The following is a 14748-nucleotide window of genomic DNA, read 5'->3' as shown; positions in this document are numbered from 1 at the left end:
CCCTAGTACGAGAGGACCGGGATGGACGAATCCCTGGTGTACCAGTTGTCTCGCCAGAGGCTAGCTGGATAGCTATATTCGGAGCGGATAAGCGCTGAAAGCATCTAAGCGCGAAACCGGCCTCAAGATGAGATTTCCCACAGTGAAAGCTGGTAAGACCCCTGAAGGACGAGCAGGGAGAGAGGCCCGGGGTGGAAGGAGTGTGAGGTGTGGAGCTGACGGGTACAAATCGGTCGAGGGCTCGACCAAAGAAGAAGCAAGGAGGGACGAGTGGCACAACAGGTTTGGGAGAGCTGACGCTAGCAGGACGCCTCTGTGCAGTTTTGAGAGAACAGCGGCCGGAAGGACGACGGGATCTCAGAGGTCTGGTGCTCATGCCGGAGGGGTCCCACCCGTTCCCATCCCGAACACGGAAGTTAAGACCTCCAGGGCCGATGATACTTGGGGCGCAAGCTCCTGGAAAAGCAGGTCATCGCCAGGTAAGAAGCAAGAGGGACTACCATCAGGTAGTCCCTTTTGTGTACGCCGGGTAAACAAGCGAGAGGCTATCTCTTATAGAGATAGCCTCTTTTGTGTGTACGCTGTGCATGGCGATTAACTTGGCGGGGAAGGTCCGTTATGGGGAGGGAAACGAGGGGACAGGAACACTGTTTCATCAGTTGAAAACAGTGTTCCTGTCCCCTCGTTTTTCCAGAACTTCCCTTGAGATTGAGACTGTTATGAAATCAGAAAGCACTAGGGGGCTAAGAATCGCTAGACTGTTCCATATTTTTATGGAAGGTCTGTTTTAAAAAATTTTCCTAGACTATTCCCATGATCTTGGAAGGTGGAAGAGGAAAGATGTGGAATACATGTGTAAAATGGTAGTTATTAACGTTTAAATCATATTGTCCCAAACTCAACCAAAATAAATACAAGAGATTCTAATAGTTACGCTAACTAAACTCCTATTCGGAATAATAAGTATCTGCCTTTTTCTAAAAAATAAAAAAACCGAAACTTTATTATTCAAGTTTATTATCTATCTACCCAGGAAAAGTATTATTTTAGAACATTTACGACTTGATAAACAATCATTTATTCTAATATTAAGGATTGCCTTAAATGGCTTGACTAAGCCTTAGGATAACTCGAAGCAATTAAGCGAAGAGCTATCTTAAGGCCATGGTCAAGTCATACCACTAGTTATTGTTCTGCTTTGAGTTGAGGAGGGTTCAAATGAAACACATCAATAAATCGCTAAGCATAATCAGTATTGCTGTTATATCTCTAATAATTGTTTGCTGTTTGATCCAAAGCACTATTTATAATCAAAATTTAAAACGCGAAAATCAGGCATTAAAAGATCAAGTCGTCAGATTAGAAAAAAATGTGGAAGATTATAAAACAAAGGAACTTAAACAAAAACAATTAGTAATACAATATGGCGCTATGCCTGATGATAAAGTGAGGTTTATTGAAAAGAAAACAAACTTTTAGCATTACCTGACGATGATTCTATAGTATTTAGAGATATTCGGAAAAATACACTTGCTAAAGTTATAGATAAAGGCATGGTTGAAGATGTGACTTGGCTTTTTATCGCAATTCCAGTATATGATTCACTTACTAATTCCAAAGGCTGGATAAAAGAAAATGATACTGTCCCATATACTAAAGATAAAGTAACGTTGGTTCAGAGTGATGTGGCAATCAAGGCCGGAGCAGAGGTCTATAAAACGTTTAACTTTGACGACATCAAGAAAACAACCCCTATAAAATTAGTCGCTGAAGATGGCGGTCGCCTTGAAGAAAAGGTTAATGGTTACTGCAGGATTTCTGAAGCAGGCGGAGTAAGTGTGTGGGTTAAAGAAAGTTCAGTCATATATCCTGAACCGTGAATGAATTTCATTGCTCTATGCCGGATATTGACTACCACTTGTTCTAAACCGCATAATCCCGGCAATCTCAACGTGGACAAAGCAGGCAATAAAGATAAACTCTTTCCGGACAATAAAAACGGCAGGCCGTGGATGGTTTCGGTTGAGGAGTTTTCAGGATAGGCTAAGCGTGCCGTTGGTCGAGCACGCCCAAGCGAGTAGGAGGTAGGGTAGGCAAATCCACTTTGCGTAACTCTGAGACGTGACGAGGAGCAAAATGAAGTAGTGAAGTAACCGACTCCAGGCTGTCAAGAAAAGCCTCTAGCGAGCGACTGGGTGCCCGTACCGCAAACCGACACAGGTAGATGGGGTGAGAAACCTAAGGCGCGCGAGAAACCCCTCGTTAAGGAACTCGGCAAAATGGCCCCGTAACTTCTTCGGGAGAAGGGGCGCTCACTGAAAGGTGAGCCGCAGAGAAAAGGTCCACATAAAACAAGTAGAGAAAAATCGCATGAAATTTATTTTGTTGATATAACAACAAAAATTTATTATAATATTGTCAACGTACCATAAAGCTGGAGGACGGCCATGAACAAAGAAGAACAGGTCATAATGAGTTTTAGGGACTTGTTGAATAAGATGGATATGCTCAATAATTTTACGATGAAAGACAGTCTTAAAAGTTACAAGGCTTTTGAAGCACATTGCATTGAGTATATTGGGAAAAACGTAGATTCCAACGTGACAAAACTTGCAGAATCCTTTTATGTGACTAGGGGAGCTATAAGCAGAATGACCAAGAAGCTCATAAAAAAGGGTATCATTGAAAGCTATCAGAAGCCGGATAATAAGAAGGAAATCTATTTTAGGCTTACTGAGCAGGGGAAAGCAATCAATAAAATTCATGAGGAAATGCATAAAGAGATTTATGAGAGGGATAAATCCATATTTGAGCAGACAACAGAGGAACAATTTGACAGCATGATTAGTTTTGCGGAGAAATATAGTAGACATTTGGATGCAGAAATGAAGAAGTTGGGTATAGATATAGCAAATCGGAATGATTTTTAGAAGAATGACAAAAAAAATGCAGCCTGTTCTAATAGAATTGGTTGCATTTTTTATTGTTGTATTTTTGTTGACGTAACAACAAAATCCTGTTAAGATAAATTTGTTGACAAAACAACAAAAAATTTTGAAGCAAAAATTTATTAACTATGTTTAATTTAAAATGTAGAAAGAGGAGCATTATTTTATGAAACTTATAGCTGTATGTGGTAGCGCAAGAAAACAAGGCAATACTGCAAAAATGTTACATCAAGTCATTGAAGGCGCAAAATCAGTAGGAGCTGAAACTGAATTTGTAAATCTTTTTGATCTTAACTACAAAGGCTGCAGCAGTTGTTATGCTTGTAAATTGAAAAACAGTAAATCTTTTGCACATTGCGTACAAAAAGATGATCTAAAGCCCTTATTGGAACGTATTGAACAATCAGATGTAATTGTTCTTGGCTCGCCTATATATTATGGAAATCTATCAGGTCAAATGCGTTCATTTACAGATAGGTTGCTTTTCCAGTATCTTGATTATGGTGCTAGAGGTACAGGTCCTAAACCTAAAAACTTTAAAACAGCCCTGATAACAACAATGAATGGGACTGATGAAGATTGTATTGAGAGAGGAGTTAAGGATACTTTAAATGTTTTAGTAGAAATGATTGGCCATACATTGGGTAGTTGTGAATTACTAAATTTGACTGATACCGTTATGTTTAACGACTATTCAAAGTACGTTTATGAGTTGCCGAATTTAGAAGAAAAATCAAGCCGCGTCGAGAAAATTTCGGCTGAGGATTTGAAGAAAGCATTTGATCTGGGAGTCAGACTTATCAAATCTTAGTTGGGCTTGTTAAGAAGGGGTGAAATATATTATTTATCGAAAAGTTACTACCCAATAAATCTTGAATCTCTTTCTTTACCTCACATCCGTGCTTCTGACTGGATTCAAGTTCTTTGAGATGAGAAAATCGAAGAGAAATCAAATGCGATTCTCTATTTTGAACTCTTTGTCGGAACCCGTTATTACCATTGGGTAGTCTATTTTCGTTTTGGATTATTTTTATCCCAAACGCTTTTAATAGAATTAGGAAAGAAACACAGGGACAAGTATACTGCTTTCGAGAAGCCGGTACCTGGTTTTGTGAAAAGAAGTGTCGCAAACTGCTTGTTTGAGGCAGTAGACGATGCTTCCCTTGCTTTATTCAAGATCAACGTCAGAACTTTAGAGCATAGCTTATAATGTAGCAAAACGAGCATATATGTAGTGAAAACATTCAAGAATACAGTAGTATAATTATTACATGATATAAATCAGAAGATTCACTCTCTTGTTATCTCCTTGCGCATTACTGAACGATAGGCATTATTGCCCTAAAGCTGCTGAAAGGAAGGGAACCGGGTGGATGAAAGCATTAAAATGATCATTGCCTGTGAAGCGTTCCGCGGTGAGTTAGAGGCCTTTAAAGAATTGATTAAGGTTGACATTTTATGGGTAGAGCAGGCTATGCATGATGTTCCGGACAAGCTTCATCTTAAACTTGAGGAAAAAATTAAAGAAGCGGAGAAAGTACTAAACCCCGGTGATACTATTCTCTTATTCTTTGGAAATTGCGGGGGTTCACTGAGGGGAATCTCTTCCCAAACCTTAACCCTTATTTACCCGGATGTTGACGACTGTATTCCGGTGATTTTGGGGTCCAAGGAACGGTTTAAATCGATTCAGGCCGAAAGACCGGGGACTTATTACATGAATAAGAATTGGATAGACTCAGGGCAAGATCCCTTAAGCTCCAGCAAAAAATATATTATGACTTATGGGGAGAAAAAAGGCTGGAAGGTTTCGAAGTTGATGTATAAAAACTATCATTACTTTTCTTTGATTGATAACGGCTGTTATGAACTTGAAAAGTATCGGGCTTATACCCTGGAGGCTTGCGAGAAGTTTGAGAAAAAGTATTTGGAAGAAAAAGGTGACCTAAAATTTGTGGAGGCCATTCTTAACCGGCTGTGTGAGATGGTTATCGTACCTCCCGGCTCCCGAAACGAAGAGTTCTATCAAAGTAGGAAAGCCTTTTTTCCGGAAACTTAAACATTCCCCGGTGATTACCCGCAAGGACTGTTGGGAAGAAAAACATTCGTGAAATGGGGTGACTGTCAATGTGTCATATTTTAGGAATAGACACCGGGGGAACTTTTACGGATGGAGTCCTGATAAATTTAAGCAGCAAAGAGATTAAAGCCAAAGCTAAAGCGTTTACTACCCCCGGAGACCTAACCGTGGGAATTAGAGAATGTATCGACAATCTTCAAGGCTTAGACAAGGAAAAGATTGATCTGGTAGCCTTGTCCACGACTTTGGCGACAAATTCTGTCGTGGAAAATCGGGGCTCTCGGGTTGGTTTGCTGCTGATCGGCAAAGAGCCCGGGATAAAATTTCCGGCTCAAGAAATTGCCTGGGTACAAGGCGGTCACGATTTGAATGGACGGCCGGTTTCTGATTTAGATGAAGAAGCTGTACGCAAAAGTGTCCGCGCGATGTTCGGAAAAGTTGATGCTGTCGCGATTTCCGGGTTACTGAGTGTCCGCAATCCCGAGCACGAAACGATGGCGCTGCGCATATTAAAAGACGAATGGGACGTACCGGTTGTCTGTGCTCATTGGTTGTCCTCGGCTTTGGGTTTTCAGGAACGCACTGTTACAGCCTGTTTAAACGCCCGTTTGCTGCCCGTGATTGATGAACTTCTGAAGACGGTCAAAGGGGTTTTACGGGAAAGAGGTATTAATGCGACTCTGATGATAGTCAAAGGCGACGGCTCTCTGATGAGTGAGGAAACAGCTCGGGAAAAGCCCATCGAAACTATCCTCTCCGGCCCGGCGGCCAGTATCTTAGGGGCGACCTTTATCACAGATGAAAAAGCAGCCCTGGTACTTGATATGGGCGGGACGACCACTGATATAGCTATGATTGAGGATGGGGTTCCCAAGTTAAATCCGGAGGGAGCAACGGTAGGAGGCTGGAAGACCAGAGTCGAGGCAGCCAATATCAGTACCTTTGCCATTGGTGGGGATAGCTATATACAGATTACTCAGCGGGGCAAAATTGCCGTTGGACCGCGCCGGGTATGGCCTTTGTCAGCCCAGGCCATCCGTTATCCCCATTTGGTCGAGGAATTGAAGCAGGTCAGCCTCCAGCGCAGCATCTTGGACGGCCAGCCCGTCGATTGCTGGATGCTTCTTAAACGGCCGGAAGAAAATAGGCACTGGGATGATCAGGAATGGGCGGTAATACGCCTGCTTGAGGATGGGGCTCATAACGTCATGACGATAGCAGAAAAATTAGGCAAGAATCCTAACCTTTTGCCCTTGGCCAAACTGGAAGACGATCAGGTTATAGGGAGAATTTCACTTACACCGACGGATTTGCTGCATGCCTCAGGATGTTTTACCCTGTGGAGCGTGGAAGCGGCCACCGAGGCTGCCAAAGTCCAAAGCCGTCGTTTAGGAATGACGTTGGAAAATTTCTTGACCATAGCTTTGCGGGAAGTTGATGATAAGCTTAATTTGAGTGTTATCCAAAGTTTATTCTATCAGAAGGGTTTAGACTTGAACTTGGATGACACTAAAGAAAAGTTTTTCTTAGATCGAATTTTAGGTCGGGAAGCCGACCGCGATTTAAGTGTAAAATTGGCTTTAAAGGTTCCTATAATTGCGATTGGCGCTCCTGCCGAAGCCTATATTCCCAAAATGGCCGAAATGTTTAAGACCAAAGTTTTGGTTCCCCGCCATGCGGATGTGGCTAACGCCATAGGGGCAGCTACCGGACAAGTAGTCGAAAGTATAAAAATACTGATAACCCCGGGCAGAGACGAGCCCTATATTGTTCACGCTCCTTGGGGAAGAGAGATCTTTCCGACCTTAAAAGCTGCTGAAAAATATGCCCGGGAAAAAGGAGAGGAATTAGTCCGAGCCAATATTACACGGGCAGGAGTTCTCAAATCAGAAATTATTAGCAGTAAAAATAAGAAAACATATCAAGGCACATTTTTAGAGAGTGAAATAAAATTGATGGCCATTGGCCGGCCTTAAGTTTGTTTGAGCAAAGTCTTGAGCAATGTATAGTGTAGGATATTGTAGATAAATATACGATATCCTACACTATTTTTCGTTATATTACACTTCCCCGGGATTTAAAAGCGCTGACAGCATGCAAAGGAAAAATCCAGGAAAAAAAACGTCCCCGATTCGGCATTCCGGCGGAGCGGGGAATTTTATTAAAATCCTTGCTTGAAGATGATCCGCCGTGGCATAAATCTTGCGATACATTACAGCAGATGGCGGAGCTGTTGAGGGATAGGGAATTTAAAGGAAAAGGAGGCCAGGTCAAGAGGTGTAATGCAGATCATTCACAGCAGTGTGAAGAGCGGAAAAGAAATATGCCGGGGAAAATTCGTGAACAGGGAAGGAGAAAGGCGATGAGTGATACCCAGAAAATCGGGGAAAAGCTAGAGATTGATAAAGTTTTATACCTTACGCCAATTATTTTGATCATGGTAGTCTGCGCTTATCTAGGTATGAATCTAAAAAGGGCCAGCGAAATAATCGATAAATCTTTTGCCTTTGTCACTGGTAATTTTAGCTGGTTATATCAGTTTTTTACCTTTGGCTGTTTGTTAGTTTGTTTATATTTGATCTTTGGCAAATACAGAAATCTTAGATTTGGCAGTGAAAAACCTGAATTCTCCACCTTTAGCTGGCTTTCCATGATTTTCACTGCGGCTTTAGGCGGATCGGTAGTTTTGTGGGCGACCATTGAACCGTTTTATTACCTTATAGGTCCTCCCTTTAACGTCAAACCATATTCTTATGAAGCCTTCCAATGGGCTACCGCTTATCCCTTGTTTCACTGGGGCTTTACCGGCAACTCCATGTATTGTGCCTTGGGTGCGGCCTTCGCCTATATGTTCTGGGTTAAAAAGAAAGATGTCAATAGAGCCAGCAGTGCCGCCTCCATGCTCTTAGGCGACAAAATTACCCGCGGCTGGGTGGGCAAAGTGATTGACGTGCTGCTGATTCTTTCTATTGTGGGCGGAATTGCCACAACTCTGGGTTTGGCGACCCCCTTGGCCAGCGAACTGATTGTTTCTGTTTTCGGTATTCCGCGGACGATGGTCATGGATGTCAGCTTAATTATTTTCTGGATCATTGCCATCTCGCTCTGCGTTTACAGCGGACTACATAAAGGAATTAAATGGATCAGCAATATCCGGATGTGGTTGATCTTTGCGGTTTTGGCTTTTGTATTCCTTGTCGGACCTAAAGTCTTCATACTGAATAATTTCTGCGAAGGCTTGGGTAATATGATGCAAAGCTTTTTTAAAATGAGCTTTTATACCGAACCTTTTGCCAACAAGGATTTTAACGGTTTCCCTCAATGGTGGACTATTTTCTACTGGGCCTGGTGGGCCAGCTATGCCTCACAAATGGGTATTTACTTTGCCCGGATTTCCAAAGGGCGTACGGTCAGGGAATTTTGCATTGCGATTTTAACCGCCACAGGCTTTGGTGTCTGGATCTTCTTCGCTGTTTTCGGCAACTACACCTTGCATACGTTTATCAGTGAGCGGCTGCCGCAGTTGGCGGATACCTTGAACAACTTAGGTAATGCGCCGGCGGTAGTTCAGGTGTGGGCAACGTTGCCTCTCCCTAAATTATTCCTGTTCGTCATGCTCTTGATGACTCTGTTAGCGACGATTACCTTGTTAAACGGCACGGCCTACACCTTAGCCATCCTGAGCACCAGGAAAATAACCGGTGAGCAGGAGCCGGCCGGCTGGAACCGGATTTCCTGGGTCTTGGTTTTGGGAATTCTGGCCTTGGTTCTTATGGCCATCGGCGGCTTGAAAGCGGTGCAAACCTCCAGTGTTCTGGTCTCACTGCCCATGCTGTTTATCTTTATAATCATTATCGTTGGTTTCTTCAAGGTGATTAAAGCGGATGATTGGGGAGGTTTCCAACGAAGCGTCCGAAAAGCTGCACCGCCGGCCCGCGAAGGCAACGCTGTGCAGAACTCCGAGGCCAAATCCTGTTGATAAAGAGGGAGAATTGTGATGGCTGTGCGAACATTAAGAGCGGGCATTCCGATGATGTCTGGATTTAGTTTAAATACGTTTAGCGAAGAGCAATTGGAATTGATCCATTGCGCTAGTTTGGAAATTCTACGGGATGTGGGGGTTAAGGTTGAGCTGGAGGAAGCGACGCAAATCTTTGCCGCTGCCGGCTGTATGGTGGAAAAACACGGTGATTATTCTCTTGTGAAGATTCCTTCCTATGTGGTGGAAGATTGCCTGCGCTGGGCCCCGAGCAGCATCGTTTTTTATGGGCGTGAGCGGCAGGATGACTATGCTGTGGATGGCAAACGAACCGGCGTTAGTCCTTTTGGCGAGAATGTCCAGGTGATCGATCGGGTAAGCAGGAAAGTGCGGAGATCGGTCAAGCAGGATTTGGCCCAGGCTACCTTGTTGTGCGATTATTATGATCAGGTGCCTATGGTGGAGCGGGCGCTGTGTTCCGGCGATCAAATTCCCGGAGCCCAAACCCTGCATAATTTTGAAGCTATGGTTACGAATACCTCCAAGCATATTCTCCTTTCCTTTGGTATGGGAAATAGTGCCGAAAAAATCCTGGAAATGGCCTATGCGGTGGCCGGAAGCAGGGACGCTTTTGCGAAACGCCCGTTTGTCACTGCCTTCGTTTGTCCTACCAGTCCCTTAGTTTTAGTCCGGCAATGCTGTGAAGGCACGATCACTGCGGCGAGAGGCGGCGCGGGTGTGGCTGTCATCCCCATGGCCCTGAGCGGTGCAACCGCGCCGGCAACCTTGGGCGGAACCTTGGTGCAGCATAATGCCGAGGTTCTAAGCACCTTGGTCCTGGCTCAATTGACTAAAAAGGGCACTCCCACCATGTACTGCACCTGCAGCACGATTATGGACTTGCGGTTTACCATGGCTGCGGTAGGGGCGCCGGAATGGGGAATCCTGAGCGCTGCCTTGGCCAGAGTCGCTCAGTATTACAAGCTGCCTTTCTGGGGCAACGGCGGGCAAACCGACAGCAAATTGGTTGATGCTCAAGCCGGCTACGAATCCTCACTGACGACGCTGCTGACCACCTTGTCCGGCGCGAATATAACTTATGGCGCAGGCTGTCTGGAATCCGGCCTAACCTTTGATTTTGCCAAATTTGTTCTGGATATCGAAAACTTTACCCGGGTGGGCAAAGTGATCGCCGGCATCGATTTAAGCGATGAGTCCTTGGCTCTGGATATTATCAAAGAAGTTGGTCCGGGAGGAGAGTTTATGACCCATCCTCATACCTTTAAACATATGCGGGAAATGTCCATCGCCAACCTGTTTGACCGGCGCAATCGTGAAGTCTGGCTGGAGATGACCGGCGGTCAAGAGGTCACTGAACGCGCCTATGCTGAAGCCGAGAGAATTATAAAAGAGCATAAGGCGGTACCGGTTTCAGAGGCGGCCCTCAGGGCCATGGATGGAATCATTAAAGAGTTTGAATCTCAAATAAAATAAGAACACAAATTCTCAGGACTTTAACAGTAAGACAGACGGTTTCTAACATGCTTATGTTAAAAACCGTCTGTTTTTATCCGCTGACTAATCCGCTCTAAGACTCCCGCTTTTGCAAGCGGTGAGTCAAGAGCGGCTAAGTCCCTGGCTAAGTGCGACTAAGATTCAGATGGACTTAAAACTCCACCTGAATCAAGTCTTCTTTATACAGTCCGAAAGTGTAACTTTTTTAATACTCTCCCCTCCTGTATAAGGACACCTAACGGCTTCTATTCTCGCAAGCCCGCTATAAGCTAAGTTTTTCATAAGGCACTTTTGATCAGGTTCAGTAAAAAGTCAAGGTTATCGCTTTGACGAATCCCTTGTGAGAAGCACAGTTCAAAATATATCCTGAAAAACATCCTCAAAAATCAAGAAATCCGGCTCCAGCGACTCCCTTTGATTCCTTGATGCTGCTGTACAAGCGGCAGAGAAATCTAATTAGATAATTCTAAAAATTATCTACAGTTGCTATTTTTTGTTATATAATAATCCTGTATAAATGTGGGTTTAAAGCCAATAAAGATTGAAGCCTATAAAGGTTGTTTGCCGCTTTTAAGCAGCGGCCCTGTTCCCCGGTTTAGGCAGGAAATGTAGGGAAATCTGAAAATAGGTAACAAAACAATCATGTATTGATGCGAGCGAAAATTGATGTAAAGCAGGTGGTCTAATGGTAAAGAATTGCTCTATGCTTAAAGATTTGTTTGGAGCATTCATTTCAGACATACATCAGGGATTAGCTGTCATTGATTCAAGAGGGATAGTGGAAATTTGCAATCTGCGTTTTGCTGAAATATTGCAGAAGGACCGGTCGCTTTTAACGAATAGAAAAATTTCGGAAATTATCCCCGGGTTTCAGGAGCATTGTTATGGAACTGAGACCTTTGTCAATCTTCACCCCCATAAAAACATTGGCCTCAAAACACTGCCTATCGGCAATGAGGTCATCGGTACTTATTATTTGCTTATCCTGTCTGAGAACCGGGATGTGGAAAGGACGCTATTCCTGGATGAGGCCTTCCGAACTATTCTGGATAATATCGACGAAGGGGTGATGGTCGTTGATTCCGACAATAGGATCGTTTACTGCAATAAGGTCCAGTTGGAATTTGACGGCCTAAAACTTGAGAATATTATGGGCCGGTGTGCCGCCGAAGTATATAACTTCGATCCGGAAATCAGTACGCTGGGGAAATGCTTAAAAAAGGAAGAGTCCTTAGGTAATTATGTTCAATATTATTGCTCAAATTACGGCCAGCATGTTCGGGTCACCGGGAATAATTTTCTGGTCAAACAAGGTGAAAAAACTACGGGAGCCGTGGCCGTCTACAGAAATCTGCGGGAGAGCGAAGAAACGGTTGGCAAAGTCGTTGACTTGCAAAAGAGCTTGAGACTTGAGCAGCAGGATTTGCTAAGTGTTCTGGTCAGTGGCTCGTCAGCCAAAGAACGTAATTTTACCTTTGAGCATATTCTGGGGGACAGCGCTCGGATTCGTGACAGTATCACCTGGGCCAAAGGCGCGGCAAAGTCGGATTCACCGGTTTTTATTTACGGGGAAACGGGGACCGGCAAAGAAATGTTCGCCCAGAGCATTCACAGCAGCAGCAGTCGCCGCCAAAAACCTCTGGTGTCCATTAACTGCGCCGCCATCCCTGAAACCTTGCTGGAGGGCATTATTTTCGGTACAGTCAAAGGTGTGTTTACCGGTGCAATTGACCGGAAAGGTTTATTTGAGGAAGCGGACGGCGGCACCCTCTTTTTAGACGAGATCAATTCCCTGCCCCTCGGCCTGCAGAGCAAACTGCTCCGCGCTTTGGAAGAAAGAAAAATCAGGCGGTTGGGGGGAAAGAACGAGATTTCCGTTGATGTACGCATCATTAGTACCTGCAATATTGAGCCCATGGAAGTCATCCGGCAGAACCTTTTGCGCAGCGATTTATATTACCGGCTGGCGGTAATTAATTTGGAAATCCCGCCTTTGCGCGCGCGGAAGGAGGACATCAATCTCCTGGTCCGTTTTTTTGTGAAAGGTTTTAACGTCAAAATGAAAAAAAATATTTGCGAAATTTCTCCCGATATTTTTAGGTTAGTGGAAAGCCACGACTGGCCGGGCAATGTCAGACAGTTAAAACACTGGATTGAAGCGGCGATGAATATGATTCCGGAGGACGAACCGGTTTTTAGTCTGAAGTATATCCCCCGGAATTTTAAGTCCTTTATGGGTACTATGTCTATCAGCAATGAAAAAATAAAGCAAGGCGAAGTGTTTACAGAGATTAGGGAACAGGAATGTGCCAGGCTGATCAACGCTTTGAAACGGCATGGCGGCAATATCACCAGGGCGGCCAACGAATTGAATATCAGCCGGCAAGTCCTCTATTACCGGATACGCAAACTGGGCATTAAATAGAAAACTATTTTTAATGAAAGCAGTGTAGAAATCTGTAGCAAAAAAATGCTACGAAATTCTACACTGCTTTTGATTTTTGCCGGTTAAAAGGCGGATAAGACAAGATGAGATCAGGTGCAGAGAACAACTTAAGGGAAAAAGATGAGCAAATCCGCCGCTTAAGAGCTGGAGCAAGAAGTTAAGCCCGAGAGGTGGGCAAAGGTTTGGGGCTGGTATAAGTCTTGCAATAGCCTTAGAGACAGATGGCAGTTGCTGCTGATTGAAAAGAAATTCGAATGGAGGGTGAGAAAATGTCCAGAAATGCACATGCCAGCTTTACCCGGATGGGCGATTTTGGGGTTGATGTCTTTTCTGAGGACGAGCTTTATGCTATTCATTGTGCGACTCTCGATGTGTTGCAGCATGTGGGAGTGCGGGTGGACAGCCGGGAGGCTCAGGAGATATTCAGCTCTGCGGGAGCCAAGGTGGACCCCAAGTCAAAGATCGTGAAAATTCCTCCCCATATTGTTGAGGAGGCGGTCCGCTCAGCACCGAGTACTATTTTGCTTGCCGCCAGGGACCCCAGGAAGGATTATATTTTGGAAAGCAACCGAGTGGGATTTGTCAATTTCGGTGAAGGCGTTAATGTCATCGATCCCGTTACCAGGAAATATCGCCGCAGCAATAAGCAGGATGTCGCCAATGCGGCCAAAATGAGCGATTACCTTTCGGAAATGGATATCAGCTACCGGGCGGTGGTGGCCCAGGAGTACCCGGGACCGGTTCAGGCCCTGCATAACGCGGAAGCAATTTTTTCCAATACCAGCAAGCACTTTTTCATCGGCGCCGACGGGGTGAGAAACGCGCGGAAATTGATTGAGATGGCGGCGGCGGTAGCTGGTGGCCGCGAACAATTAAAAGAAAGACCTTTAATTAGTTTTAACGTTTGCCCGACCAGTCTGCTCAAGCTGATTCCGGAATGCACGGACGTGGTGATTGAAGCTGCCCGGGCGGGAATCCCGGTTAATATTATCTCGATGGCTTTGGCGGGAGCGACGTCACCTGTGACCTTAGCGGGGACGTTGATCACGCACAACGCGGAAGTGTTGAGCGCCATTGTTCTCAGTCAATTGGCCTGCAAAGGAGCGCCCTGCATTTACGGCTGTTCAACGACGATCATGGATATGCGGCACACCACGGCGCCGGTGGGGTCCCCTGAGTTGGGGATGATCAGCGCCTCGGTAGCCAGAATGGCCCAATACTATAATCTGCCCAGTTTTGTTGCCGGCGGGTAGGCAGACAGTAAAATACCCGATGCGCAAGCTGCCCATGAAAAAACTCTGACAGGTCTCCTCGCTGCCCAGGGTGGCGCGAATCTGATCTACGGAGCGGGTATGCTCGACATGGGGATGACCTTCGACTTCGCCCAGTTTGTCATGGACAATGAAATATTCAAGATGATCAGGAAGGTTATTGGCGGTATTGAGGTATCTGACCGGAACATGGCTGTGGACATAATCAAGGAGATTGGTCCCGGCGGTGAATTTGTCAGTCATCAGCATACCTTCGATCATTTTAAGGCGGAACAGTCCCATACCAAACTGTTTGACAGGTCTATGCGGGAAACCTGGGTGCTTGACGGGGAGACGAATTTGACCGAACGGGCCTACGCCGAGGCCAATTTTATCCTGAACAATCACACTCCCTTGCCCTTGGCCGATAGTATCCTGCAAACCATTAGAAGTATCGTGGAGGAAGCGGAAAAAGAATATGCGGTGGAAAAAAGCGATGGCTGACGCGCTCTAAAAAAGAATAAGGGGAG

At 45.0% G+C, this 14748-nt stretch carries 9 protein-coding genes, 2 rRNA genes and 1 pseudogene; all 12 read left to right on the top strand.

Annotation, left to right across the window (positions count from 1 at the left end):
- Positions 1–249: ribosomal RNA gene (locus REC12_RS20930) — 23S ribosomal RNA — on the top strand; the annotation flags it as partial.
- Between the two features lie 115 nt (positions 250–364).
- Positions 365–481, top strand: a 5S ribosomal RNA gene (gene rrf, locus REC12_RS20925).
- Positions 482–1218: 737 nt separating this feature from the next.
- Positions 1219–1479 (top strand): hypothetical protein, encoded by a 261-nt coding sequence (locus tag REC12_RS20920; protein ID WP_308897730.1) that lies wholly within the window; start codon positions 1219–1221, stop codon positions 1477–1479.
- A gap of 74 nt (positions 1480–1553) precedes the next feature.
- The gene (locus REC12_RS20915; protein WP_308897729.1) at positions 1554–1880 is read left to right on the top strand and encodes a hypothetical protein; all 327 of its coding nucleotides are present in this window, start codon (positions 1554–1556) and stop codon (positions 1878–1880) included.
- Between the two features lie 567 nt (positions 1881–2447).
- Complete coding sequence (locus REC12_RS20910; protein ID WP_308897728.1) at positions 2448–2930, top strand: MarR family transcriptional regulator; 483 nt, start codon at positions 2448–2450, stop codon at positions 2928–2930.
- Positions 2931–3114: 184 nt separating this feature from the next.
- Entirely contained in the window at positions 3115–3759 is a 645-nt protein-coding gene (locus tag REC12_RS20905) for a flavodoxin family protein (protein ID WP_308897727.1), read from the top strand.
- Between the two features lie 558 nt (positions 3760–4317).
- Entirely contained in the window at positions 4318–5007 is a 690-nt protein-coding gene (locus tag REC12_RS20900; protein ID WP_308897726.1) for a DUF1638 domain-containing protein, read from the top strand.
- A gap of 68 nt (positions 5008–5075) precedes the next feature.
- On the top strand, positions 5076–7004 hold the full coding sequence (locus REC12_RS20895) for a hydantoinase/oxoprolinase family protein (protein WP_308897725.1): 1929 nt from the start codon (positions 5076–5078) through the stop codon (positions 7002–7004).
- 386 nt (positions 7005–7390) lie between these two features.
- Positions 7391–9007: an L-carnitine/gamma-butyrobetaine antiporter gene (caiT, locus tag REC12_RS20890; RefSeq protein ID WP_308897724.1), complete on the top strand. Its 1617-nt coding sequence runs from the start codon at positions 7391–7393 to the stop codon at positions 9005–9007.
- Between the two features lie 18 nt (positions 9008–9025).
- Positions 9026–10501: a [trimethylamine--corrinoid protein] Co-methyltransferase gene (gene mttB / locus REC12_RS20885; RefSeq protein ID WP_308897723.1), complete on the top strand. Its 1476-nt coding sequence runs from the start codon at positions 9026–9028 to the stop codon at positions 10499–10501.
- 706 nt (positions 10502–11207) lie between these two features.
- On the top strand, positions 11208–12947 hold the full coding sequence (locus REC12_RS20880; protein WP_308897722.1) for a sigma-54 interaction domain-containing protein: 1740 nt from the start codon (positions 11208–11210) through the stop codon (positions 12945–12947).
- A gap of 275 nt (positions 12948–13222) precedes the next feature.
- Positions 13223–14722, top strand: a pseudogene (mttB, locus tag REC12_RS20875) ([trimethylamine--corrinoid protein] Co-methyltransferase).
- The last annotated feature ends 26 nt before the right edge of the window (positions 14723–14748 follow it).

The organism is Candidatus Desulfosporosinus nitrosoreducens (assembly GCF_030954495.1).
Classification (GTDB): domain Bacteria; phylum Bacillota; class Desulfitobacteriia; order Desulfitobacteriales; family Desulfitobacteriaceae; genus Desulfosporosinus; species Desulfosporosinus nitrosoreducens.
This window is presented reverse-complemented; position numbering and strand designations above follow the sequence as displayed.